The following is a 24,011-nucleotide window of genomic DNA, read 5'->3' as shown; positions in this document are numbered from 1 at the left end:
GTGAGCCGTTACCTCACCAACTAGCTAATGCGACGCGGGTCCATCTCATAGCGGATTACTCCTTTAATTGCTATGCCATGCGGCACTACAATCTTATGCGGTATTAATCTTCCTTTCGAAAGGCTATTCCCCTCTATGAGGCAGGTTACCCACGTGTTACTCACCCGTCCGCCGCTAATCCATTCCCGAAGGAACTTCATCGCTCGACTTGCATGTGTTAAGCACGCCGCCAGCGTTCGTCCTGAGCCAGGATCAAACTCTCAATAAAAAGTTTAATCTTAGCTTACTCAAATAAAAATTGCTGGTTTACTTAAATGTATTTATGTTATTCTGTTCAATTTTCAAAGATCTTGTTGCCTTCAAGCAACTCATTTAGTTTATCATCATCCAAAATCAATGTCAACACTTTTTTTTGATTTCTAGCATTTTTCATCAACTCTCGTGACAACAAAATCTATTATATCATCATATTTATTACTCATGTTTTATTTTGTACTATTTTAAGATAAATATTCTTTATTTTCTCTCTTTTTCTTTTTATTACTCATTTATTAACACAGCGACACGCATGGCTATGTTTAACTATACTTTTTATTTATTCACATTAATTAGTGCCGCTATGTCATAATTTCAATATTCAGTTTTTATTTTTCTTTTACCATATTCCAACTCTATCTTCTGGTCTTACATACATTTTATCTCCTTCTTTTATATTGTAAGTTTTATAAAAATCCTCAAATTGAGATAAAACTGCATTTACCCTTACCTTTTTAGGTGCATGTGGATCGTTATTTAATAAATACTCTTTTAATTCATTCGTTGATATTTCTCTCCATACTGTCGCGTAGTTTTCAAATAAATCCTTTAGATTAGGATCTTCCATTTTTTTTGCAATATCTAAAACACAAGCCATACCACCTAAATCACTTATGTTTTCTCCTACGGTTAATATTCCATTTACATTCTTTTCATTCCCCATCTTTATATTAGAATAATAATCCACTACCTTTTTACTCCTATTTGTAAATTCCTTATAGTCATTTTGATTCCACCAATTTTTTAATTTACCAGTTTCATCAAATTGAGCACCTGTATTATCAAACGCATGAGTCAGTTCGTGTCCAATAACAACTCCAATTCCCCCAAGATTTTTTTCTTTTTTTGCATTTTTGTCGTAAAATGGTGCTTGCAATATTCCTGCAGGAAATACAATTTCATTATTTAAAGCATTGTAGTAGGCATTTACAGTACAAGGCCCCATGTTCCATTCATTTTTATCAACCTCATGGTTTAACTTGGAAAACTGTTTTTTACTTTGAGATGTATATATACTTATTAAGTTATCAACTAATGATCCTCCTTCACCATAGGAATTTATTTCTACATCACTATAGTCATTCCACTTTTCAGGATAGCCCACTTTAACATTGACATTTTCCAATTTTCTGAGCGCCTTCTCTTTAGTTGATTTACTCATCCAAGTATTACTTTGTAGTCTATCCTCAAAGTTTTCAATTATCTCTTTTGACATTTTTTCCACATCATTCTTCGATTCATCATCAAAATGTTTATTTACATACAATTTACTTATAATCTCATTCAATTGTCCACTAACAAATTTCACCCCTGAGCCTTCATCTAAGTCGGAGCATTCTACTCCATAAAGCACTTTTCTTAATTCATTACACGCCTCTCTATGTTTCGATGTTAAATAATTATCTGTGTTCATTAATACATTTGTCTTAAAGTAAGTTTTTATATTTTCTAAATTATCTTTGCTAATAAGTGAATTTACTAATTTTAATTCTTCTGGGTTTTCCACTATTATTTTCTTTGGATTATTAATATTTAATTTATTTAATAATCCAGGTATATCTGCATTAGGTATTAACTTATTTAATTCTTTTACTGTATATAAATTATAAGAATTCTGTATTCGGTTTTCATCTTTAGCTTCCTCCTCATAAGAAGGTATCTTTTTAGCAAATTCATTCTCAATATTAAAAAAAGTTTCTGCATTTTTCTTTGCTACATCTTCATTTTCTCCATATAGCATATGTAATTTAGCTATATAATTTATATATATCTGTTTTATTTTTTGACTCTTCTCGCTAGTATCCTTATAGTAAAACGAATTTCCTAATCCAAGATTACTTCTAGAAACATATAAAACATTAATGTTACTATTCTTATAGTCTGGACCGACGCCTAAGTTTATTAGAGGTTGAAAATATGAGAATTCATCATCCTTCAATATAGCTTTAAGATCATTCGTATCCTTAATTTCATTTATTTGATTCATATATTTCTCTAAGGGTTTTGTCCCTAATTCATCTCTTTTTTTCATATCTAGATAGTTGTTATATAAGTTTAAAACTTTTAACTCATCGCTATTCTTATAATAACTGTCTTTATTTTTTTGTATATCTGATATTATATTAAGAATATCTCCATTAACTCTCCCACATACTTCCTCAAATGTTCCATAGGAAATGTATCCATCATCAAGCTTTACCTTTGATAACCATTCCTTATTTACTGCATTATAAAAATCATCCTCTATCCTAGCATCACTATATGATTCTATACTATTACTGTTTAGAACACTTATTATATTAAATTCTGAGCTATATGGAGTATTATTTAATGAAGTTGATATACTTAAAAATAATACTAATATTATTGATGTAATTTTCTTAAGTGTAATTTTTCTCATACGTCTCTCTCCTCCTTAGTATTTTAATTGTAATTATCTATTTAATAACGATTCCAATCGTTTCACCTAAAGTTAGCCTAATACTATTATTTAATTTATTGCTATAAATAATTCATGTTTTTAAAATAAACAAAAAAAACCATCTTGAAATATCTATTTATTTCAAGATGGTTTTTGAATTATTACTCTTCGTAAATATATTATTTTAAGATACGACTCCTGAAATTATAATTCCTATAGAAATCATAAAACCAGCTATAACTATAGCAACTGCAATATTTTTCTCCTTTAATTCTTGATTAAAATCAATCTTAGTTAGTACTTTATCAAAAAAACAGTATCCGAAAATCAGCAATATAATACCTATCAATCCAAAAATAATACTAACTACAATATTGTTTACAATACCAGTCATAAATCTCTCCTCCTTATTACTATTTAAATAATTAGCCTTAGCTCATATTCTTCTATAATTGTATATTTTTAATATTGCACTAATCAAATTTAAAGCCTATATTAACACTCAATGTATGTAGCAACACACATTGCATTTTTATCAGTTATAAAATCTCCCATTCTAGTAAATACTCCTGATGGTATATCACCTGTTATATATGTACCTATTACAGGAAACAAGTATTTGCTTTCCTCTTTCATTGTTGAATAAATATTTGAATATAACGGTTTAATATTTATTCTATCTTGAAACACTATATCATCTAATTCTTTACTCATTTCATCATAACTTAACATAACACCTGCTCCTTCCCTTGAAAGATATGGCTTGGTTACATAATCAAAAGAAAGAACATTATCAGGCTCTAAACATGTATATGGTATATATTTCAAAACAAACTCCTCATCATCACGTGAAAAGAATTTTTTTCTAACAAGCTCATGAATAACTGCGAATAGAGCCTTTGATTGAGTTATAAGTGTATGTCCAGGATTTATCAAGTACTGTCCCGAACTTAAAGGATCAATTAGTTTTTTCATTTCATCTTCATAAGAAAACCAGTCCAATGGATAATGCCTATAAATGGCATCAATTTCATTCCCATAGAGATAAATTTTATTGTTATTTACTTTCAAATCATATATATTTCCAAAAATCACACTATACTCATTCAATTCCTTTAATATTTCAGCTATTAAATTGCTTGTATATATATCCTCATAATACCAAGAAGTTACAACAGCAATATTTTTAACTTTTTTTATTTTCTTAAGTTCTTCTAATATATTAAAAAATGATTTTTTTATATGCTCCTTGAGATTTACATTAGGGTTTTGATATTGGATATTAAGTTTTTCTTTAATTATAAAATTTAATCCAATTGCTTCAACTAAACCTGCAGGTGTCTCAGAATTAAATTCTAAAATTTTCAAACTTCCATCATTATCAATAGCAAAATCAATTCTTCCTAATGCACAAAGTGATGTAGCACATGAAGTTGAAACTAATTTATAAAGTTCTTCTGGTATACCTAGTATAGGACCGAAAAGTTCTATTTCTTTTTGTATATATGGATATATTTTTTTTAAAATCTCACAAAACTTACTACTTACTGAAAGCATTTCTTTATAGGCACATTCTTTTAAAATTAGTGAGTTCAATGATATGTATTCATAAATATTTGTGTAAGCTCCTGTGAAATTATATTTAAATACACTTTCATCTATTATTTCATTCCAAATTTCTTTTCTATTTTTAGGATTAAATTCCTTTATATAAACCGGGAAATTTTCAACTCCTATTGGGCACATCCATGTGTAATCATCATTAGTTAGAAGTTCTCTACTCCATCTAACCAAAAGTCCCTCTACTTTATAATCCATTATATAAATACCAAAGTTTCCAAAGGCCAAAACTGGAATATTCATATTATTATTCCCAGGCGCATAAGTATATTCTTGTCTAATATTTATCAACTTCTGCTTTACATGTACTTTATTGCTTTTAGATACAGTTTTAATTTTATTTTCCCACATTTCTTGTGTATAAAGCTTACCTATGTAAACCTCTTGACTATATCGACCCAAGGACGATTTAACAACATAGCTGTCCTTATTGATTATTACATCTTGTATATCATCCTGATTTAGTATTTCTGTGTACGGAATACATTTTGTAATTATTTCTTTATCCCTAATTGAAAGAAGCTTCGAATCAGATTTAACTAGATTCCATAAATAAGCGAAGAAGCCTTTTGCCTGAATAGCAATTACTCTAGGATCGTTAATTAACAATAGATTCCCACAATCAACACAATTCAATATTTCACTTATATTAGAAATTTCATAAAAAAATTCTGTAGGAAACAATCTTAAAATTATTTTAAGCTTAAAATTAGAATATGCATAAACATATCCATCTCTTACAGATAAATTATTGGGTCCAACTTGTACTATGTTAATATTAGTATCTTTCAAAATATGTTTAAAGTAATAACTGTGATGTAATTCTTCATAATGACACGGATCCATCAAAAATCCCACATCTATTTTTTCTTTCTCCATCTCATATTCTTTACATATTTTTAATAATTCTTTAACTACATTATTTATAAAACTAACATTTATATTTCCATCAAAACTACATTTACCTGCTAAATCAATTTCTTTTTGACCACAAGGTTTATCATAATTAAATTCTGCAAAATAAATATCCCCATCAACGTCTCTAAAAGTATCATATCTGGCCCAAAACATCGGAGACATTGGGCATTTCAAGTTAAATATTTTTTCTTTAAACATGAAATCATCAAAATAATTCAATAACTCACTATGCCCTTCCTTAATGTTCTTAAGTACATTTAATGAAATTCTATTTATTTCTTCACTATAAAACACCATTTTTTCATAAGTTGATTTATCAAAATAAAACGGTATTTGCGAGTGAACATACTCTTCACCTAAAGAACTCACCATATAGTTATTAAATAAAACATCTTCAGTATAATTAATCTGTTTTTCCATAGAGTAATCCACATCCTAAATAATTTCTTTGCATACATAAAGATACTTAAAATTTTAATTATCTTGTCGCTTATGCTAACTTGATGAACTTCCGCCCTTTGATCCAGAGTATCCTGATGATTTACCAACTGACGAATCTGATATGCTAGCTTTGCTCTTGCTAGAAGAGTCACTATTTATAGATGAACCACTGCTAAAACTATTCCACCCTCCAACGTGCCCACCGCCACTATAATTAGAACCATTTCCATCTTGGTCTTCGTCATCTTCTTTTTGAGGGTTGTAACAGCCTGTAAATCCAAGCGGTCCACTTACAAAAAATGCAGCAGCTACCGCAATGGATAATGCTTTCCTCTTATTTTTCTTTACTATCTGCTTGAAATCTTTCATTATCCCCTCACCTTTATCACTTCTACTTCTATATCCTCATTTATACAATTTATATAATCCTGTAAGTCATCTTTAATCTTATTTATAGTCAAAATAGTTATTTTAGTGTATCCAAGAATTTTTAGTATATCCGCACTTGGAAGATCATCATCACTTATTCCATATTGATTATTCAATTTATCTTTCAAGTCATCACTCTTCCAATTATCATTATACCTATCATACGGTATCAGCATAATAAACTTTTCAGTACTTATTTTCTTTAAATTCAAACCATTATTTATCAATTTATTAATATTCTCTTTTGTCCCTATTATTCCAAATGGATGGAATAATAAATTAATATTTAGAATCGGTTTTATAAAATATTCATTATTTAATAAAAATGCTAAATTTAAAATCTCATCAATAGGCAAATCAACAATCAAAAAATTATTCTCGCTGCAGTTTTCCACTATTATATTCAATGCACCTTGATTGCATTGACATGTATTTTCTTCTTTTAATATGAAATTATCATAGGTTTGAAGGGAAACAAACGGTGTACTTCTGAAGAACCCTTGAAATGGCCCTAAATTTGACTTCCATATTCTATACACCTTTCTTAAATCTATATCTTGTAGATACATATAATCCTACCTTTCATATGTTACTGCATAAATTCCACATAAAGATATGCACTGCTTAAACCCCTCTTGAGTTATAAAGACTAAGTGACTATCTGTGGATTCACTTTCACATACTTCTCCCATAATAGTAATTTCCGGATTAGAGTTTTGCCAAGAATTAAAATTTGAATAAATATTGATTTCTCTAGCATACGATAAAAAACCATATGAAAGTTTATAAACAATTGCAAAGTTGTTTCTCAACGAAAGTATTTGCCTATACTTCTTGAAGTCTTCCAATGTATCAATAACTAAAACTCCATTGTATATAGAATTCACCTCGCCCTCCAAGGTCTCAGTTGGTTTATCATCAAACCACTCATTATAAGTCCTATAAATAAAAATCTCCATTATTTACTCCTCATTTACTTTATAATACTAAATAAATATTACTCATATCTATCATCACTTACATGTCGTGCTCTGCACAGATCATTACGCAAATTTACAAATTTAATAATATATATCTGAAAACTCAATACTTATCTTTTCTACTTTGCTTTCATATAAACGTCCATCTGATGATAGTTTATCTTCGACAGATCTAACAGGCAGCTTGACTACAAATTCGCTTCCTTTTCCAAGTTCACTAAAAGCCTTAATATCGCCATTATGCATATCTACAATAGATTTTACAAGGGATAGTCCTATACCACTGCCCTGGCTATTGCGCGCAAGCGTTTTGTCTACTTGCCCGAATCTTTCAAAAATAATATTTAGTTTATCCTTAGGCATTCCAACGCCATTATCTTTAACAGATATTACAATATTATCTTTTTTATCATACATATTAACTAATATTTTTCCTCCTTTATCAGTAAATTTAATAGCATTAGATAGTAAGTTTAACATTATCCTTTCAATTTTATCCAAATCGATTGCCATATCCTTTTCTTCCACATCTGTATCAAATATTAAGTCAATCCCCTTATTATTTGCATAATCTGCAATTGATAATGTTATATCTTCAATGACACTTACAACATTGTAGTTTTGGAGATTCATTTTAAAGTATCCAGAATCAAATTTTGATATGTCAATAAGGTTATTTACAAGTCTTACAAGCCTATAACAATTTTGTTTCATTGTTTTTAAGTATTTACCTGATTCTAACTTATTTTTATCATTGCCTGACAATGATAAGATCTGAACAGCACCCAGAAGTACATTCAATGGTGTTTTAAGTTCATGGGATATATTAGAAAAGAATTCTGTCATCATCTTATTAAGTTCTGTAGCCTTACTTATCAATTTTTTATTTTCCTCAATATTGTTTTCCAAAAGTTGTATTTGTTTTCTTGAGGTAATATCCCTAAGCATAACCATAGCCGAAGGCTGTCCTTTATAAATACAAAAGCTATTTGTAACTTCAATATCCACTTGTTTACCATCAAGTCTCAATAACTTGCTTTCAACAAATGGTGTACTTAATCTATTACATATAGCATTATCTATTCTTTTATAAACTTCATTTTTAACTTCATCTGTAATTATTTTCTTAATATCTATACCTATTATTTCTTCAACCTTTTCCGCTCCCAAGAGTTCAGCCATTTTCTTGTTCGCAAATATAAACTTATTATCACTAATAACAAATATTGCATTATCCGAGTTGTTTATTATCATATTAAGACATTCTTCATTATTAAATATTATTTCTTCAAATAATTTTACTTTATTATCAGCCGTATATAAATCGCTATTCATAAGATTATAGGGTTTTCTAAGTCCTGTCTCTACAACTCCTTTGTACAAAAAATATGCAGCTAAAATCATTACAGTATGTCCTATTATAGTGGTAAATTCTGACGGAACTACATAACTTACAAAAAACATTTCGCATACTCCAGATAATATAAGAAAACATTCAAAACATACAAATAAATACTTATCAATATTTTTTCCGAATATAAAAAATACAGTAGCAATTATTAAAAATGCAGTGCACAATACATATTCACTAACTATTTTAAAGGAGGTCAACCCCACATTTTCCACATAACAATCTGGAAAAACTTTAAATATACATATTGACGATATCAAAAATATTGTTATGCAAAAATAAGCTATGAATAGCGCGTACGGATTTATATTCCTTTGTAGGCTTATTTTAAATATTATTGCAATCAAACATGTAAAAGCACTCATGTATCTTGAAGCAATCCAAAATTGAGTTGCTATCTTTAATCCATCCATACTGCTTAAAAAAGGCATTCCAGTATAAGTAAACGTATGGAATATTCCCAGTACTGCTACAAAAAAGTATCCAATCCCCAATATTAATAAAAAGTTGTTCTTATTAATTCTATAAGTATTAAAAGAAAATACAAATACTACTGCAAAAATAAAATTAATAAATAACTCAATTCCAGTATGAAAAAATAAATTACTGTAGTTGTTCATAATGACCAGGAACCCCATAAAAATAAAAAAAAAGCTCCATTCTATCAACAACTCAAATTTGATAGATTTTGAAAGCCTTCTAATTCCTCCTGTACTCACAATGTGTACCTCCTTATAAACGTTTCTTAATAAAATTATCTTTAGATTTGTTTAATCATCTCACTATTCTTTATTTTACTACTTATACATAAATATGTAAATGTATTCGTTGCTATAGGAAAACTCTAAAAGCTTTATAACTTCTTTTAGAAAGTTATATATAGGCTCTAAAAAAATACTAATCATAAAAACATCTCATGAATATCATATTCTTCACAATAACTCTATATACTGTAAACTTTATAAGTTAGAGCCTATATACATTTTTATTAAACTTCCTATAAACATATCCTTTTATTAGCTTTCATTTTTTGTATACCATTTTCTTATAATTTCAGCACTTTCCTCACTTGGATAATACTTTTTATCGTCACTAGTTTCACCTATTGCAAATATAGAGAATCCAAGGTTCCAAGGTTCATTCTCAAACACGCTTCTATATGCCTCAAAGCAATTTGCCTGTTCCTTATTATTTACAATATCAGAAATCAACGGATTATGTGGCTGAACAGAAGCCTTATTAGTTCTTGGAAAACCTAATTCTCCAAAGAAAATTGGCTTATTCCATTTATCATAGAAGTTTTTTACTTCCTGTTTTATATTTTGTTTTCTATCATATATTTGGCTACGCTCTAATGAACTTATTAAATTTTCTACCGTATTCGTGTCATTAGAAGTAAGTTCAAAATAAGCTGCTATAGAAATGAAATCTACCTTTGAAAATATCCTATTATTTAATTTTTCATTATACTTATCTGTAAATTCTGGTGAGAAATCTTTCGCTGTAACCCAAAAATTTGTTCTATAAGTTAATAGACCTTTATATCGATCTCTAACATAATCAACCATATCACACATTTTCTGCTCATTAGATTCCATATACACAAAACTAGTCCCTATGTTTAATGCGTCAACATGATATGGTATAGCTATATCTTTAATTAAATTTCTCAAAACATTATTAGTCCAGTTATTAAAAAACTCATCTATATTATCTGGTTTCCAATCTGTTTCTCCCACACTTCCGTTTTCAATCCATGGATAAGGTTCTAATATTATGTTTATTTTCTTCCATCTTAATTTTTTAAGTAATTCAATAGCCCTCTTTTCACTTCCTTTATCTATTATCATATTACTAGAAGTTCTACTATCTATATTTATAACTACTGGAACATTTAAAGTATTCAACTGCAATTTATCTATATCTTTAAGCACTTGATCTATATTATAGTCAGTTGATAAATTCCCAGATTTAATTTTTGTTTGAAATTTTGAATTTAATGTTTTTCCCTCTATTTTATTAATCATCTCATTAATAAATCCTCTTGACTCTACGTTAATGTTATAAGCATAAAAAGCAAATGTAATCATACTTAAAGTAATAAATATTAATACTCCTCTTTTAGTCATTTTATCACCTACCACCTACTCTATCAGTTAATTGTATATTATTTCCATACACCTTCATTACTCAGTTTGCGTATTTCTCAAATTACTTTTTCAAAAATCTCAATAACTAGGAAAATCCTACATTATATTAATAACATTAAGCCTTCAAGCTCTAAATATAGCAACTTAATATTCAACACGACTTACAGTAAGTACTTCAGAAAACAAACTCTTTTACAATATAGGCGCGTTTATATTAGATATTTTTTCATTCCCTCTTACAAATATTATACCTAAATTCTTACTGTCTACTATTAGTCCTTTCTCTGAATTTCCTCAAAATAACTCTTTATCAGACTAGATAGAATTTTAGTTCCACCATCACATATTTTATCGAGCAAAATAGAAATAACAAAGATTTACATAGTTCTTCTAAATAACCTTATTATTACTTCTCATCAATATATCATCTTCTAATATATTACTATATAACGAAAAATTAGGCAAAAATGTAATGACAGCCCAACCCTGATTTTTATTTTTTATGCTCTATAAATAGAAAACGCCAACAATTTAGAAAAACTCTAAATTGTTGGCATCACCATTATTAATGGTGCACTTGGTGAGATTCGAACTCACGACTTCTGGAAATAAGAGAATTACACCCATATACTTTTATATTGTTGTCAAAGCCTTTTATACTGTCATTTCCTTTTTATTTGAGTACTTTTTCTTTTATCTTTTCCCCTTCTATACGGTGTAAAAAACGGTGTAAAACCTATTCCAGTATAAAATCTTCTTTTTTTCATTAATATATTTTTTCTTATTTCCTGTAAATATTCATTTTTAGTGTACTTAATGTACTATAATAAATAAACCTAGATATATAGCTACTTCAAAGCCATAGTACACAAAATTCTTTCTGTACTATTAGTGTACTTATTGTACTGACATTATTCCCCCCGCATTTCCTATAAAATCTTATTAAGCATCTCAACACCACAACGCCCTCAACTATATACAAAAAATCTGTAAAATAAAATTTTAGAAATTATTTTATAATCAACGCTTTTGCTTGGTCTCACCAAATGATCCGCCCTCCTTTCTTAAATTTCATTTAGTGAAAAATTTATAAATAAATGTTGGGTAGTATAAATTTTCTCAAAAATACCGCAAATTCATTTGAATAATGCGATATTTTAACTAGTTATTTATTCTTACTAATACACTATATTAGAAGTTAAACAAAATCACTATTTAGGGTGATTTTGGAGTGATAGTTACTTCACCACCACCAGTTACTACAAATATGTACTCAGACGTCATCGGTATTGTATCGACATTTAATGAACCAGGGTCTAACTTTATATCTTGAATTGGAATATAATCTTTATCGAAAATGAATACACGAACACTATCGGTCTTTGAAATATTACTAACACTATAAATATTACCTGATGAAATATTAAAATCAGACAAGTTGTAAATACCTTGCTTAAATGTGCCAGAAACTGCAAATGTAGATTTTAGTCCGATTATATTAAAGAATAAGCATAAAAAAATTAAGAATAAGATAGTAAACTTCTTCATAAATACATCCCCTTTAAATTAAAGCGTTAAACAAAATCACTATTTAAGATGATTTTGGATTAAGATATACTTCTCCTTTACCAATTATTAAAACGATATAGTTAGGCTTGATAGGTACTGTATCGAGTTTTTGTGTACTTGGTCTTAATCGTATTGATTCCATTACAACTTGATTTTCATCTAAAATATATAGATACATACCCTCGGTATTAGAAATATTTTGAATAGTAAAAATACCAGTCTTTGAAAAATTAAAATCAGATAATTTATAGATACCTTGGGTAAATATATTTCCAACTGCAAATGCAGGTATTAATCTAATTACACTAAAGGTTAAACATAAAAAAATTAAGAATAGGATAGTAAATCTTTTCATTGTTCACCCACCTTTCGGTTTTATTTTACGTAATAAGCATATTAATATTCGTTCATATGCTTTTTTTAATACTTCCTTTTTCTTAAAATTTCATTTAGGGAAAATTGTGTGTCTAAATGGGGGCTGTGTGGTGTCAGCATCTTTATGAAGAAATAAGCAAAAATAGGGGGGATATAAATTAAATAATACATATTATTAAACTTTTTCTATTAACCTCGTATTTCCAATTTTACTTAATCTAAATGTAGGTCTATAACAATTTAATATCAACTCATTTCCAGCACACTCATATCTATAATTCACATTCATAGATATTGCTATATCTTGTTCATATTGATTATCAATTAAATCCTTATACCCAATTGTAAATGACAATACTCCTTCTTTTCTACTTGGAGACGTATTCATATCATCATTTGAATTTGTTATTTCATCTAGTCTTAATTCTAAAACTATTCTCATAAGCCATTTATTATTCTTTTCCAAAATATCAATTGATCCTAAACTATAATCTAATCCTACATTATTATATTTTATATTATGCGTTCTTAAATATAGCAGTGGTCCCATTCCAATGTTTTTCAATTCTATTGTAGCACGTATGATCTGATTAGGATCTCTGTCTACTGTATGAATGATTGCTGTATTATGTTTCTCTGACGATTCTCTTTCATAAACAGTATATTTCAAATATGGTGCTAGTGATAATCTTCTATCTTCATTAGCTTGTTCCCTTTGAAATTCTCTATCTTTTCTTGCTTGGTCTAGTTGAAATTGTCTATCTTCTTTAGCCTGTTCTCTAGTAAATCCTATAGTTATCCAGACTCCAACAAGTGTAATTATTCCTCCCATTATCGCTCCGATATAACTTCCATTGAAGCTTGCCCATTCTGAACTAGTTAAATGTGACACATATATACGTGTAGAATACAACTCATCTAATATAAAAGGCATTAAAATAATTCCTATACCTATAAAAAACCACTTCCACATAGATTTCTTACTCATACCATTTCCTCCAATACCACATAATGTAACTATATAGTATTGTACCATAATTATGAAATAGCTATGTAATACTTGATTTAAACGTCTCACATATGATATATTTAACATAATAATTCTAAGCCATTTTTGCAACGGCTAGGAATTTGCCTATTTGAAGTGCGAGATTGGTTAGAGCGTCGAAAACTTACCCAATCTCTTTTTAATTTAAAATGAAAAAGGTGTATAGATAACCCATACACCGATTAATATAATATTAAGTTGTTGAAGTAACTAAGCTTATACCTTTTTCATTTACTATTCCTAAATCACATCTTATATAAATCCTTAATGCCTTAATCATTCTTTGGAATCCATCTTGAGTGTAACCCCATTCCATTTGTATATCCTTATTAACTCCTAATAACATACATTCTCTATGATAAACTAGCGCTTGATTATCTGCTATGTTATTACTTTCAGATATTGTGTAATTATCTATTGCTCTTGGAGGAACTATATATTGACCGTTAGCATCCGTAAGCATCGATAACTCAGTTCCTACGGTTGTATTATATACTATGTCACTAGGCACTATATTAGCCCCCTTAGTTGCTCCTATACCCTTAATAAGCATATTATAATCAACATTACCAGTATGAGCGACTTTATTTATATTTTCATGTGCTGTAATACCTTTGATCTCCGCTCCTGTTCCAGTACCATATAATAAATTCTTATCTAATGCAACGGCAATAGCCTTTGAACAAGCATTCATTAATACATCTGATATATTAGCACTTGCAAGTAATTGCTCTGTTACTGGTACATACATAGCTAAAGTTTTACCCTCTAATTTAACTCCTATGAATTCCGTTGAACTCTCGGGGATCAAATCACCCTCGGCTACGAATGACGCTGACGCATCTTTTGAAATTCTAGCAACTGTTAAATTATTATTCTCCATTACTGTAACTGGTATCTTACCAAATATCGCTGATTGTTCCCTTGCTTTATCTAATATCTGATTAGCTAATTTTTGTGGAATTACAACCGATCCTGTGGCTGAACTCATATCTCTAAGATATTGTGCCCCTTCGCCTGTCTTTTCAATTCCGCTCATGGCTCTGACTAATTTACCTATGCTTAAATTAACATCCTTACCTCTAGTTTCAATATCGATCTTTTCGCCCTCTTTAAATACTCGTAATTCCTTATCATCTGTAGTGTACCCTTCTTTTTTCTTACCGGGTACCCACTCAATATGGCTTCTTTGCTCTTCCTCGATCTTTAATGTTTCGTCAATGGATTTTATTTCTCCTTTAATAGCATTAAATCTATTTATTTCATTTACATTCAACGCCCTTTTTTCTTGTTTCGCTTTATCGGTTAAAGCCTCCATTTCTTCAATTAAATCATTTCTCTTTTCTATTAATGGTGGTAATGCTCTTGTTTCTAATACTTTCATCATTGGTATAAAGTCCTCCCTAATTATTACTTTCTATTTCTTCGACTATTTCTGAATCTAGATCTTCAACGTAAAATGATATTGTTTCCCCATCTATCATGTTTTCTAGCTTTTCTGTTAATTTTTCAGTTCTTAACTCTTTCATAGTTGTACTATCCTCCTTTAATTCTGTTTTAAATTCTTCTTCTTGTCCTAAAGCCTTACGTTCCCAGTATTTTTCTTGAATTTCTTTAATTTTTTCTTTATTATTCTTTCTATACTCACGCATATATGCGTTTCTTTTTTGCTTTGCCAATTCAGTCATGCTATCACACTCCTAATAAATATATAAATTTAAGCCTATAGGGAAAATCCCCTATAGGCTTATGATTGAAAAAGGAAAACACCATATGTTAAATGTTGTGAAAGATCAAGGAAACATTCCTTAAAAGATCTCATAAAGATTTATTATCATAATCTTTATATTAATATATTACCATCTTTTCAACCTATAAAAGCGGCAGAAAAGTCGCAAGAAAGTGACGAAAAACTGATCAAAAATTGATCTAGTTTATTTAGTATTCTTCGATTGAATCTACAACATGTAGATTTATCAATCCCAAGTGTCATTCCTATTTCAATCCATGACTTTTTTGGCTTTGAAAAATATCTTAATTCGACTAACTTTAATTCTTCGGGTTCTAAACTAGTTAAGGCAACTTTAATTAATCGATCTAATTCAATTAACCTTTGTTTTTTACTTTGCAATATTTCTAATAGTTTCTCTCTTTTAATTACTTCACTCTCAACACTACTCGAAAATGCATTTGTAGGGCTTGATCTTTCTCCATATGATACTCCCGCTATACCTACGTCATTTATAATTGAATTAATATGTATATCTAAGCTTTCTATTTCTAACCCAAAATTTTTGTAGTTATATAGTGTCTTTTCAACTTCTTTCATTCTTACCTTATGTGATATTTTAAATCCAATCATATTCTTTTGTCTATTTATTGTTATTGTCATCTTTTGTATTCCCCTTGCTATTTTAATTCCGTTAGTTATAATTTCTTGACATAGCATTTCATACAAGGTAAACTTATATTGTCAGATATAAGTAGTGTTTCAATGTTTTTGAAATGCTATTTTTTTATTTAAAATATTTTTCTGTATTTCTTACTAATTCTAAATCGTCAACTTCAATGCTTAGATAATATCTAATACTATTACTTACTTTTGAATTGATTCCAAAGCTTTTAAATTGCCTTCCTAAATGAGTCGGATTCATTGGCATTATGCTATTTAATATACACCAATCTTTATAATTCTTGTAGACCTCACCTATAGGGATTCTAATGTTTTTATTGTGAATTTTTTTTATCTTTGCTTTAAAAAATGCGTATGCCGAATCGACTTCTTCTCTATATTCTTCCATCTCCTGTTCTGCTAATTTACTTACTGTTACTTTCCAATTATTTTTTTTCACTCTATCTAAGCCGTAATATGCCCAAGTAAACACTATATCTAATTCATTTTTAATTATCTTATCTGCAATCTGAGGGTCTTTTATTTTATCTCTAATACCATTTATAACCTCTCGTTCAGTTCCAAATGAATTATTAAATGGAATTATAATAGGTCTTCTGAAAAAACCTGTTGATTTATCTGAGGCACTAGGCATCCTGTTAAGTCCAAAAAACATGGTCATATTAAAGCCTAATCTAACTAAATCTTTATTTTTTCTATTAACTGTAATTGGTTCTCCACAACACATTGACTTAAAAGCCTTATTAACAGTTTTTCCGCTAAGTTCATCATCACGAACTATATTAACATGCTTTCCTTCTGCTACTGATATTGCAAACGTTTCTCCAAAATCACCCAATCCAATGCTACATACATGTTTGTTATCATCAATTAAAGCTTCTTGAATATCAAATGCAACGCTTTTTCCATTACTACCTTCTCCCTTATATATAAAACAATTTTGAACTTCTTTTGCGTGAGGTGATAACATAAGCCCCCAACTCTCTTGAAGTGTTTCTAAGCTATCTTCATCCAACGTACTATATAAAAATTTTTTAAAATCTGATTTATCAAATAGTTCTTTCCATCTTTCATAGTCTTCAATAAAATTAGCTTTGAACTGAACTTCTGTTTTATATCTATGGTTATGCTCTAATAACTCACCATTATTAATATGAATAATCCCATTCAAACAATTAATATAATTCTTTTCATCATATATTTCTTTTGCGTCTTCACTAATTAACATTAATGATTCTGCAAAGTTTTTTGCTTTCCCAGGCGTCATATCCTCATCATTTACTGCATAATCAAAATACATTCTTTGCACTTCTCTAAATTCCATATATTTATAAAAACCTTCTTCATTATCATACATAAACCATAAATTACCCTTTAGATAGCTTGGCCGTTCTTGAATTATGTATTTAGCTAACGAATGACAAATTACATTACCTTTTTCATTACAATAAGATGGATGCAATCTTTGTGCTATACTTCCAATAATACTTTGAACTTCATTATCATCCAAAGGCGGATTACATTTAAGCAAGTTTAGCCCTTTTGCAATTGACATTATTGTTGTAATATCTCTTATACTTGATTTACTTACTATTCCAATAACTTCTTTAAAAAGTTCTTGATTTCTAGTCCCCTCTTTATATGTATAACCAGTACTTAAAGTTATTGATTCAACTGTTTTAATTTTAACTGAATTATCCAATTGCATGAACCTATCAAACAATCCTTTTGGCATTTCATTTATATTAGTATCATTTATTATTGTATATTCTCTGACTTTTCCGCTTTTTATCTTTGCTTTACTACCAGGTAATACAATCAATCCTCCGTCAGTTCTAATATCAATACCACTTGCATAATTAGGCCTATTTTTTAGCCCTTCTTGATATTTAAAATATAAATGCTTTCCACCGTTAGGTGTTCCAACTGTAAATGTACTCTTTATTTGTTGCTTATCATCTTCAGTAAAGTCTTTTATTAAATTTTCAAATACTTCTATACCGTCAATTGAGTTTTCGCCATGGTTTCTATCTAAATCCACAACCATAATATTGCTATTCTTTCCTGTTAGAATAGAAAATCCAGTGACACTTTTACTTGATGAAATTTGAAAATCTTCGAGTGATTGTGCATCTTTTATCCAATTTTCCTCATTGCCCCATTTTACTATCGGTCTTTTAGAATAGTTGTTCAATTGAACCATTGGAAATAAATTTTTATTCTCTATAGTTTTAAAAATAACTTTATCCATCAATTCCCCCACTTTTTATCTACATTGTTTATCTGCCCATTCTTGGAGCTTATCTTTATTAATATAAAATTTAGTCCCGATTTTAAATGCCGGAAAGTTCCTATCTTTTAATAAGACTTCATACATTGTATTTCTTCCAACGCCTAAGATCGGCATTGCCTCCTTTGGTGATATTACTATTTTATCTTCTGTTTTATTCATTAGCATACCTCTCCTTAATCTAACTTAAAATTTATAGTCTTCTTTTTATAACAAATAAGAAACTTCAATATCCAAAGCTAATGCAAGTTTCTTTAATAAGCCAACTTGTACTGTGTCAATATGACCGTTCTCTATTTTAGATATTACAGACGTGCATACCCCTGACTTACTGGATAAATCACACTGAGACCACTTTTTTCTAGTCCTAAATAATTTTAAATTCACTTTACCACCTCCATTTCGACCGTATTGTTATTTATAATATACACCGCCATTGTGAACGTGTCAATAATTTTCCTGTATTTTTATATAGCCATTTTGAATGTGCTGTTATATAATGTATTCGAGGTGATTATTATGGACTTTGGAAAGAATATAGGAGATCTAAGACGCGACAAGGGATTAACTCAAGAAGAATTAGCTAATGCAATAGGTGTTGCAACTAGCTCTATTCAAAATTATGAACTTAACAAAAGAAAACCTAACTATGAAACATTAAATATGATTGCACAAATTCTTGAAGTATCTATAGATGAATTAATAAATGGTCAATCTTCCGCATACATTAACAAATTAAACCGTGAGGGTGCAACAATCAAAAGAGATTTATCCGAATTATCAACCTGGCAGTTAATAACTGAGTTAAATAGTCGTGAAGACTTTCCAATTAAAATAGAAATTAAAAAATAGATTTTAAGAAAAGGTGAGTATATGGCAAAAACTAATTATCTTAAAAGAACTATCAATGGTAAAGAATATTATTACTTTAGATTGAGACATAATAACTTAAATAAACCCAAAGATGTATATGCAACAACTGTCAAAGAACTTGATCAAAAAATACGAAAAATTAGAAATGAACTTGAGAATAACATTATTAATAATAAGGAGGTCTTTGAAACTTTTTTTGCTAACTGGCTCTTTGATGTAAAGTTTTTAACTTTAAAGCCTTCTACTAAGGAAAGGTATGAAATAATTTATAGAAACTATATAAAAAATAGTCCTTTATCTAAAATTAAGATTAAAGATATAACCTTAACCGATATCCAGGAGTATTATAATGCACTAATTAAAAGAGGTTCAACTGTAAGTTGTATATTAGCATTAAACAAACTAATAGCTCCATGCATCCGATATGCTTATAATAATAGCATTTTAATTAGAGATTTCACTGGAGCCATTGTACTCCCTAAAGAGAGCGAAGAAACTAAATTGAATAAGGCAAACAAAGTTCAACCATTTTCTTTAGATGAACATCGACGGTTTATTACAACTATCAAGGGGCATGAATTAGAAATGTTATTTCTCACTGCTCTAAATACTGGTATGCGTCAAGGTGAATTATTTGCTCTTACATGGAATGATATCAATTTTCAAGGATGCTATGTCAGTGTTAATAAAACTGCAAAGAACGTAGCTGAAGTATCGAGAGAAGGGCGTGAACCTTCAAAAGTAATAATACAAACGCCTAAAACAGTAAAGAGTAATAGACGTGTATCGATTCCTAACGCATTATCAGAACAACTTAAGCAGTACAAATTAAAGCAGTCAGAATATAAATTAAAACTTGCTAATTTATACGAAAATAATAACCTAGTATTTTGCACTATTGATGGTAAATATTTGGATAGCAGTAATGTAAGAAAAAGATTTAAGAAAATAATTGATACTATTAATTCTAATAAAAGTGACGATTCTAAAATAATAAAAACTAGAACATTCCATGATTTACGACATACTTATGCAACACGTCTTTTTGAACTTGGAGAATCTCCAAAAACAGTTCAAGAATTATTAGGACATAGTGATATCTCTATTACTTTAGATACTTATACTCATGTGCTCGAAAATATAAAAGTTATGGCTACATCAAAATTAAATGACCTATATATATCCATGAAGGCTAAATAAGCCTTCTTTTTTTATTCTTTTAAAAAAGTACACTAAATTTTATAATTATTTAGTGCACTTAATTCATCTATACCAGTATTAGCAATGCTTTGCATCTTTCAGTACGCTAAGTACACTATTTTTAGAATAGTATGAGTTTATGATACTACTATTTTAGATAAAAGGTGTAAAAATTTTTATACGGTGTAAAAAGTGGTGTAAAATCAAAATACCAACGATTTAAATTTCTCTAAACCGTTGGTATTTCTCATGTTTGGTACACTTGGTGGGATTCGAACCCACGACTTCTGGATTCGAAGTCCAACGCTCTATCCAACTGAACTACAAGTGCATATTAATTTTTATATAAATAAAAACAACTGAAATCAGTTGTTTTTTGGAGCGGGTAGTGGGAATCGAACCCACCTTTCCAGCTTGGAAGGCTGGAGTATTACCGATATACGATACCCGCATATTTATTTATTTTTATATAAATGGAGCGGAAAACGGGATTCGAACCCGCAGCCTCCACCTTGGCAAGGTGGCACTCTACCGTTGAGTCATTTCCGCTCATTTGGTGCAGATGAAGAGAGTCGAACTCTTACACCGTTAGGCGCTAGATCCTAAGTCTAGTGCGTCTGCCAATTCCGCCACACCTGCATAAGTTTTTTTATAAATTTGGTGGCTCACCCGGGAATCGAACCCGGGACACCATGATTAAAAGTCATGTGCTCTACCGACTGAGCTAGTGAACCAAAATAATGGCAGGGATAGCAGGATTTGAACCTACGAATAATGGAGTCAAAGTCCATTGCCTTACCGCTTGGCGATATCCCTGTAATGGAATGAACTACATGTTATCCCAAATTTTTAAGTAAATAATAAGTTTACTATTGGTGCGTCATCAGGGATTCGAACCCTGGACACCCTGATTAAGAGTCAGGTGCTCTACCAACTGAGCTAATCACGCATAATTGGAGCGGGTAGTGGGAATCGAACCCACCTTTCCAGCTTGGAAGGCTGGAGTATTACCGATATACGATACCCGCATATTCATTTATTCTTATATAAATGGAGCGGAAAACGGGATTCGAACCCGCAGCCTCCACCTTGGCAAGGTGGCACTCTACCGTTGAGTCATTTCCGCTCATTTGGTGCAGATGAAGAGAGTCGAACTCTTACACCGTTAGGCGCTAGATCCTAAGTCTAGTGCGTCTGCCAATTCCGCCACACCTGCATAAATTTTTATGAATTTGGTGGCTCACCCGGGAATCGAACCCGGGACACCATGATTAAAAGTCATGTGCTCTACCGACTGAGCTAGTGAACCAAAATAATGGCAGGGATAGCAGGATTTGAACCTACGAATAATGGAGTCAAAGTCCATTGCCTTACCGCTTGGCGATATCCCTGTATGGGGTGAACGATGGGACTCGAACCCACGACAACCAGTGCCACAAACTGGCGCTCTACCAACTGAACTACGTTCACCATAATGGTGCGTTTTAAGGGATTCGAACCCCTGGCCCACGCCTTAGAAGGGCGTTGCTCTATCCAGCTGAGCTAAAAACGCATATCTTTTATTATGTTACAAATATTAAATTTGTATGGAGCGGGTAGTGGGAATCGAACCCACCTTTCCAGCTTGGAAGGCTGGAGTATTACCGATATACGATACCCGCATATTTATTTTTTAAATGGTCGGGGTGACAGGGATTGAACCTGCGACCTCATGGTCCCAAACCACGCGCGCTCCCATCTGCGCCACACCCCGATTTAATGGTGCGTTTTAAGGGATTCGAACCCCTGGCCCACGCCTTAGAAGGGCGTTGCTCTATCCAGCTGAGCTAAAAACGCATATTTAATTGCTTTTCAGACTTTTTCATTTTACTCTATTCAAGCAATCTTGTCAAGAACTTTTTCTTCGGAACGTTTTTTATTTTACATGTTCCTTCAAACTTTGTCAAGGCTTTTTTTAACCACTTTGATTAATATCATAATTTTTAATGGAGCGGGTAGTGGGAATCGAACCCACCTTTCCAGCTTGGAAGGCTGGAGTATTACCGATATACGATACCCGCAAATATTAATCTTTAAATGGTCGGGGTGACAGGGATTGAACCTGCGACCTCATGGTCCCAAACCACGCGCGCTCCCATCTGCGCCACACCCCGAGAATCTTAACTAGTTTTTCAACTTGTCACTCATCTCTCAGCGACAATGATTATTCTACAATATCAAATCTGTTTCGTCAATACCTTTTTTATAATTTTTCATAATAAATTTAAATATTTAATCATTATTCCCTAATTTCTTTTAAATATGCATCTACTTCCCCATTATTATCGATGTTTATAAAACCTATACATCTCCCTTTAAATTTAGGTAATGATATACTTCCTGGATTCATTAATATCATATCATCTTCTTTCTCTACTAATTGCTGATGTGTATGACCGAATAACACAATGTCAGCATTTAATTCTCTTCCCCTATAATAGATATTATTCATAGAACTCTTTACCCCATATAGGTCACCATGTGTAAAAAATATCTTTTTTCCATTCACTTCTATAACAGATTCCTTTGGATACTTAGTTGAATAATCGCAATTACCTGCAACAGCATATACTTTTCCTTTAAAAGTATTTTCCAATAATTCTGCATCATCAATGTTATCTCCTAAATGTATCAAAATATCAGCATCCTTTATTAGCCTCTTAGCCAAATTAATATATTTAGTCATCCTATGTGTATCACTTACAACTGCAATTAACATAATTTAATTTCTCCTCCTGCATTATTATTTATTTAACTCTTATATAGTAAAGAGCCTATTTACCTGGAATAACTTTCTAATAAATTAATTTATTAATTACCTTTTTTAATTCCTTTAATGCCTTTCCTCTGTGACTTATTTCATTTTTCTCCTCTGAAGTTAACTCTGCAAAAGTTTTATCTAATGGCTCGTAGAAAAATAATGGATCATATCCAAATCCCCCATCTCCATGTAGTTCTTCTATAATATATCCTTCTACTTCACCTGTAACTTTAAAATACTCCCCCTTATCTGTGAACATAGCTAATTGACAAATAAACTTAGCTCCTCTATTGCTTTTTAAAACTCCTTTTAACTTGTTTAAAAGCTTTTCATTATTTTTTGAATCATTTCCATGTTCCCCTGCATATCTAGCAGAATAAATTCCAGGCTCCCCATTTAAGTAATTTACTTCTAATCCCGAATCATCTGCTAATACAATAAAATTACTATCTTTTCTTTCCACCAGATATTCATATATTTCCTTTGCTTTCTTTTTTGCATTCTCTTCAAATGTTTTTCCATCTTCAACTACATCTATGTTTATACGCTCATCTTCCAATGATCTAACTTCTATATCTATCTCTTTTAATATTTCTTTCATTTCTTTAATCTTTTTCTTATTATTACTAGCTAATATTAATTTTTTCATTATATATCTCCTTTTGCTCATTTACAATAAAAATTTCAAATTTCATAATTACTCTATAAAGTGCTTTAAACCCACTGGTTCTTTTGCTTTTCTATCACTAATAATATT

General features: G+C 30.2%; 21 protein-coding genes, 19 tRNA genes and 1 rRNA gene (1 of these 41 only partly in view). 2 read left to right on the top strand and 39 right to left on the bottom strand.

Going from position 1 to position 24,011, the window contains the following annotated elements; all coding sequences use genetic code 11:
- From KEC93_RS02085 to KEC93_RS02000, 18 genes are all read right to left on the bottom strand, one after another.
- Positions 1–268, bottom strand: a 16S ribosomal RNA gene (locus KEC93_RS02085); it reaches 1,245 nt to the left of the window's first position.
- A gap of 387 nt (positions 269–655) precedes the next feature.
- The gene (locus tag KEC93_RS02080; RefSeq protein WP_077868548.1) at positions 656–2,716 is read right to left on the bottom strand and encodes a M13 family metallopeptidase; all 2,061 of its coding nucleotides are present in this window, start codon (positions 2,714–2,716) and stop codon (positions 656–658) included.
- A gap of 205 nt (positions 2,717–2,921) precedes the next feature.
- Positions 2,922–3,131: a DUF350 domain-containing protein gene (locus KEC93_RS02075; protein WP_023975999.1), complete on the bottom strand. Its 210-nt coding sequence runs from the start codon at positions 3,129–3,131 to the stop codon at positions 2,922–2,924.
- A 101-nt stretch (positions 3,132–3,232) separates the two neighbouring features.
- Positions 3,233–5,695: a glutathionylspermidine synthase family protein gene (locus KEC93_RS02070; protein ID WP_077868547.1), complete on the bottom strand. Its 2,463-nt coding sequence runs from the start codon at positions 5,693–5,695 to the stop codon at positions 3,233–3,235.
- A 75-nt stretch (positions 5,696–5,770) separates the two neighbouring features.
- Entirely contained in the window at positions 5,771–6,085 is a 315-nt protein-coding gene (locus KEC93_RS02065) for a hypothetical protein (protein WP_011967713.1), read from the bottom strand.
- Positions 6,085–6,714, bottom strand: coding sequence for a hypothetical protein (locus KEC93_RS02060; protein WP_039771125.1), 630 nt, complete (start codon positions 6,712–6,714; stop codon positions 6,085–6,087). Before KEC93_RS02060 ends, KEC93_RS02065 begins: the two co-directional genes overlap by 1 nt.
- A gap of 6 nt (positions 6,715–6,720) precedes the next feature.
- A complete protein-coding gene (locus KEC93_RS02055; RefSeq protein ID WP_077303980.1) occupies positions 6,721–7,104 on the bottom strand; it encodes a hypothetical protein in 384 nt (127 codons plus the stop codon).
- 102 nt (positions 7,105–7,206) lie between these two features.
- Positions 7,207–9,255 carry an MASE3 domain-containing sensor histidine kinase gene (locus tag KEC93_RS02050; RefSeq protein WP_077868546.1) on the bottom strand — a complete coding sequence of 683 codons (2,049 nt, stop codon included), beginning with the start codon at positions 9,253–9,255 and terminating at the stop codon, positions 7,207–7,209.
- Between the two features lie 297 nt (positions 9,256–9,552).
- Entirely contained in the window at positions 9,553–10,665 is a 1,113-nt protein-coding gene (locus KEC93_RS02045; protein WP_077868545.1) for a glycoside hydrolase family 113, read from the bottom strand.
- 1,236 nt (positions 10,666–11,901) lie between these two features.
- On the bottom strand, positions 11,902–12,234 hold the full coding sequence (locus KEC93_RS02040; RefSeq protein ID WP_077868544.1) for a hypothetical protein: 333 nt from the start codon (positions 12,232–12,234) through the stop codon (positions 11,902–11,904).
- 43 nt (positions 12,235–12,277) lie between these two features.
- Complete coding sequence (locus KEC93_RS02035) at positions 12,278–12,610, bottom strand: hypothetical protein (protein ID WP_077868543.1); 333 nt, start codon at positions 12,608–12,610, stop codon at positions 12,278–12,280.
- Positions 12,611–12,805: 195 nt separating this feature from the next.
- Complete coding sequence (locus KEC93_RS02030; protein WP_077868542.1) at positions 12,806–13,618, bottom strand: hypothetical protein; 813 nt, start codon at positions 13,616–13,618, stop codon at positions 12,806–12,808.
- Between the two features lie 253 nt (positions 13,619–13,871).
- Complete coding sequence (locus tag KEC93_RS02025; protein ID WP_077868541.1) at positions 13,872–15,065, bottom strand: phage major capsid protein; 1,194 nt, start codon at positions 15,063–15,065, stop codon at positions 13,872–13,874.
- Positions 15,066–15,081: 16 nt separating this feature from the next.
- Complete coding sequence (locus tag KEC93_RS02020; RefSeq protein WP_077868540.1) at positions 15,082–15,366, bottom strand: hypothetical protein; 285 nt, start codon at positions 15,364–15,366, stop codon at positions 15,082–15,084.
- A 179-nt stretch (positions 15,367–15,545) separates the two neighbouring features.
- Complete coding sequence (locus tag KEC93_RS02015; RefSeq protein WP_172462781.1) at positions 15,546–16,070, bottom strand: DUF722 domain-containing protein; 525 nt, start codon at positions 16,068–16,070, stop codon at positions 15,546–15,548.
- 124 nt (positions 16,071–16,194) lie between these two features.
- On the bottom strand, positions 16,195–18,342 hold the full coding sequence (locus tag KEC93_RS02010) for a phage/plasmid primase, P4 family (RefSeq protein WP_077868538.1): 2,148 nt from the start codon (positions 18,340–18,342) through the stop codon (positions 16,195–16,197).
- A 15-nt stretch (positions 18,343–18,357) separates the two neighbouring features.
- Positions 18,358–18,543, bottom strand: coding sequence for a helix-turn-helix domain-containing protein (locus KEC93_RS02005; RefSeq protein WP_077868537.1), 186 nt, complete (start codon positions 18,541–18,543; stop codon positions 18,358–18,360).
- A 45-nt stretch (positions 18,544–18,588) separates the two neighbouring features.
- Positions 18,589–18,768: a helix-turn-helix domain-containing protein gene (locus KEC93_RS02000; protein WP_077868536.1), complete on the bottom strand. Its 180-nt coding sequence runs from the start codon at positions 18,766–18,768 to the stop codon at positions 18,589–18,591.
- Between the two features lie 132 nt (positions 18,769–18,900).
- Between KEC93_RS02000 and KEC93_RS01995 the strand changes: the two genes are divergently transcribed.
- Both KEC93_RS01995 and KEC93_RS01990 read left to right on the top strand, forming a co-directional pair.
- The gene (locus KEC93_RS01995) at positions 18,901–19,233 is read left to right on the top strand and encodes a helix-turn-helix domain-containing protein (RefSeq protein WP_077868535.1); all 333 of its coding nucleotides are present in this window, start codon (positions 18,901–18,903) and stop codon (positions 19,231–19,233) included.
- 21 nt (positions 19,234–19,254) lie between these two features.
- Complete coding sequence (locus tag KEC93_RS01990) at positions 19,255–20,454, top strand: tyrosine-type recombinase/integrase (protein WP_077868534.1); 1,200 nt, start codon at positions 19,255–19,257, stop codon at positions 20,452–20,454.
- 254 nt (positions 20,455–20,708) lie between these two features.
- On the opposite strand, the gene KEC93_RS01985 is transcribed toward KEC93_RS01990, so the two are convergent.
- The 21 genes from KEC93_RS01985 to KEC93_RS01885 form a co-directional block, all read right to left on the bottom strand.
- Positions 20,709–20,785, bottom strand: a tRNA-Arg gene (locus KEC93_RS01985).
- Between the two features lie 46 nt (positions 20,786–20,831).
- A tRNA-Gly gene (locus KEC93_RS01980) sits at positions 20,832–20,905 on the bottom strand.
- Between the two features lie 23 nt (positions 20,906–20,928).
- Positions 20,929–21,003, bottom strand: a tRNA-Gly gene (locus KEC93_RS01975).
- A gap of 5 nt (positions 21,004–21,008) precedes the next feature.
- Positions 21,009–21,093, bottom strand: a tRNA-Leu gene (locus KEC93_RS01970).
- Positions 21,094–21,112: 19 nt separating this feature from the next.
- Positions 21,113–21,188: transfer RNA gene (locus KEC93_RS01965), tRNA-Lys, on the bottom strand.
- Between the two features lie 7 nt (positions 21,189–21,195).
- Positions 21,196–21,270, bottom strand: a tRNA-Gln gene (locus KEC93_RS01960).
- Positions 21,271–21,327: 57 nt separating this feature from the next.
- Positions 21,328–21,403 (bottom strand) — tRNA-Lys (locus KEC93_RS01955).
- Between the two features lie 5 nt (positions 21,404–21,408).
- Positions 21,409–21,482 (bottom strand) — tRNA-Gly (locus tag KEC93_RS01950).
- Between the two features lie 23 nt (positions 21,483–21,505).
- Positions 21,506–21,580 (bottom strand) — tRNA-Gly (locus KEC93_RS01945).
- A gap of 5 nt (positions 21,581–21,585) precedes the next feature.
- Positions 21,586–21,670: transfer RNA gene (locus KEC93_RS01940), tRNA-Leu, on the bottom strand.
- A 17-nt stretch (positions 21,671–21,687) separates the two neighbouring features.
- Positions 21,688–21,763 (bottom strand) — tRNA-Lys (locus KEC93_RS01935).
- 7 nt (positions 21,764–21,770) lie between these two features.
- Positions 21,771–21,845 (bottom strand) — tRNA-Gln (locus tag KEC93_RS01930).
- A gap of 3 nt (positions 21,846–21,848) precedes the next feature.
- Positions 21,849–21,924 (bottom strand) — tRNA-His (locus KEC93_RS01925).
- Between the two features lie 5 nt (positions 21,925–21,929).
- Positions 21,930–22,006 (bottom strand) — tRNA-Arg (locus tag KEC93_RS01920).
- A gap of 35 nt (positions 22,007–22,041) precedes the next feature.
- Positions 22,042–22,115 (bottom strand) — tRNA-Gly (locus tag KEC93_RS01915).
- A gap of 16 nt (positions 22,116–22,131) precedes the next feature.
- Positions 22,132–22,207, bottom strand: a tRNA-Pro gene (locus KEC93_RS01910).
- A gap of 6 nt (positions 22,208–22,213) precedes the next feature.
- Positions 22,214–22,290 (bottom strand) — tRNA-Arg (locus KEC93_RS01905).
- Between the two features lie 150 nt (positions 22,291–22,440).
- Positions 22,441–22,514, bottom strand: a tRNA-Gly gene (locus KEC93_RS01900).
- 17 nt (positions 22,515–22,531) lie between these two features.
- A tRNA-Pro gene (locus tag KEC93_RS01895) sits at positions 22,532–22,607 on the bottom strand.
- A gap of 125 nt (positions 22,608–22,732) precedes the next feature.
- A complete protein-coding gene (locus KEC93_RS01890) occupies positions 22,733–23,212 on the bottom strand; it encodes a metallophosphoesterase (protein WP_017209853.1) in 480 nt (159 codons plus the stop codon).
- A gap of 76 nt (positions 23,213–23,288) precedes the next feature.
- Complete coding sequence (locus tag KEC93_RS01885) at positions 23,289–23,903, bottom strand: XTP/dITP diphosphatase (protein WP_077868533.1); 615 nt, start codon at positions 23,901–23,903, stop codon at positions 23,289–23,291.
- Positions 23,904–24,011: the final 108 nt, after the last annotated feature.

Origin of the sequence: Clostridium beijerinckii, from assembly GCF_018223745.1 — a bacterium.
GTDB lineage: Bacteria > Bacillota > Clostridia > Clostridiales > Clostridiaceae > Clostridium > Clostridium beijerinckii.
This window is presented reverse-complemented; position numbering and strand designations above follow the sequence as displayed.

Excerpts from the sequence above, each read along its gene's own strand:
- KEC93_RS02010 (WP_077868538.1), bottom strand. The coding sequence starts at position 18,342 with ATGGATAAAGTTATTTTTAAAACTATAGAGAATAAAAATTTATTTCCA.
- KEC93_RS01890 (WP_017209853.1), bottom strand. The coding sequence starts at position 23,212 with ATGTTAATTGCAGTTGTAAGTGATACACATAGGATGACTAAATATATT.
- KEC93_RS02055 (WP_077303980.1), bottom strand. The coding sequence starts at position 7,104 with ATGGAGATTTTTATTTATAGGACTTATAATGAGTGGTTTGATGATAAA.
- KEC93_RS02060 (WP_039771125.1), bottom strand. The coding sequence starts at position 6,714 with ATGTATCTACAAGATATAGATTTAAGAAAGGTGTATAGAATATGGAAG.
- KEC93_RS02015 (WP_172462781.1), bottom strand. The coding sequence starts at position 16,070 with ATGACAATAACAATAAATAGACAAAAGAATATGATTGGATTTAAAATA.
- KEC93_RS02035 (WP_077868543.1), bottom strand. The coding sequence starts at position 12,610 with ATGAAAAGATTTACTATCCTATTCTTAATTTTTTTATGTTTAACCTTT.
- KEC93_RS02080 (WP_077868548.1), bottom strand. The coding sequence starts at position 2,716 with ATGAGAAAAATTACACTTAAGAAAATTACATCAATAATATTAGTATTA.
- KEC93_RS01990 (WP_077868534.1), top strand. The coding sequence starts at position 19,255 with ATGGCAAAAACTAATTATCTTAAAAGAACTATCAATGGTAAAGAATAT.
- KEC93_RS02075 (WP_023975999.1), bottom strand. The coding sequence starts at position 3,131 with ATGACTGGTATTGTAAACAATATTGTAGTTAGTATTATTTTTGGATTG.
- KEC93_RS02045 (WP_077868545.1), bottom strand. The coding sequence starts at position 10,665 with ATGACTAAAAGAGGAGTATTAATATTTATTACTTTAAGTATGATTACA.
- KEC93_RS02070 (WP_077868547.1), bottom strand. The coding sequence starts at position 5,695 with ATGGAAAAACAGATTAATTATACTGAAGATGTTTTATTTAATAACTAT.
- KEC93_RS02030 (WP_077868542.1), bottom strand. The coding sequence starts at position 13,618 with ATGAGTAAGAAATCTATGTGGAAGTGGTTTTTTATAGGTATAGGAATT.
- KEC93_RS02040 (WP_077868544.1), bottom strand. The coding sequence starts at position 12,234 with ATGAAGAAGTTTACTATCTTATTCTTAATTTTTTTATGCTTATTCTTT.
- KEC93_RS02025 (WP_077868541.1), bottom strand. The coding sequence starts at position 15,065 with ATGATGAAAGTATTAGAAACAAGAGCATTACCACCATTAATAGAAAAG.
- KEC93_RS02005 (WP_077868537.1), bottom strand. The coding sequence starts at position 18,543 with ATGAATAAAACAGAAGATAAAATAGTAATATCACCAAAGGAGGCAATG.
- KEC93_RS01885 (WP_077868533.1), bottom strand. The coding sequence starts at position 23,903 with ATGAAAAAATTAATATTAGCTAGTAATAATAAGAAAAAGATTAAAGAA.
- KEC93_RS02065 (WP_011967713.1), bottom strand. The coding sequence starts at position 6,085 with ATGAAAGATTTCAAGCAGATAGTAAAGAAAAATAAGAGGAAAGCATTA.
- KEC93_RS01995 (WP_077868535.1), top strand. The coding sequence starts at position 18,901 with ATGGACTTTGGAAAGAATATAGGAGATCTAAGACGCGACAAGGGATTA.
- KEC93_RS02020 (WP_077868540.1), bottom strand. The coding sequence starts at position 15,366 with ATGACTGAATTGGCAAAGCAAAAAAGAAACGCATATATGCGTGAGTAT.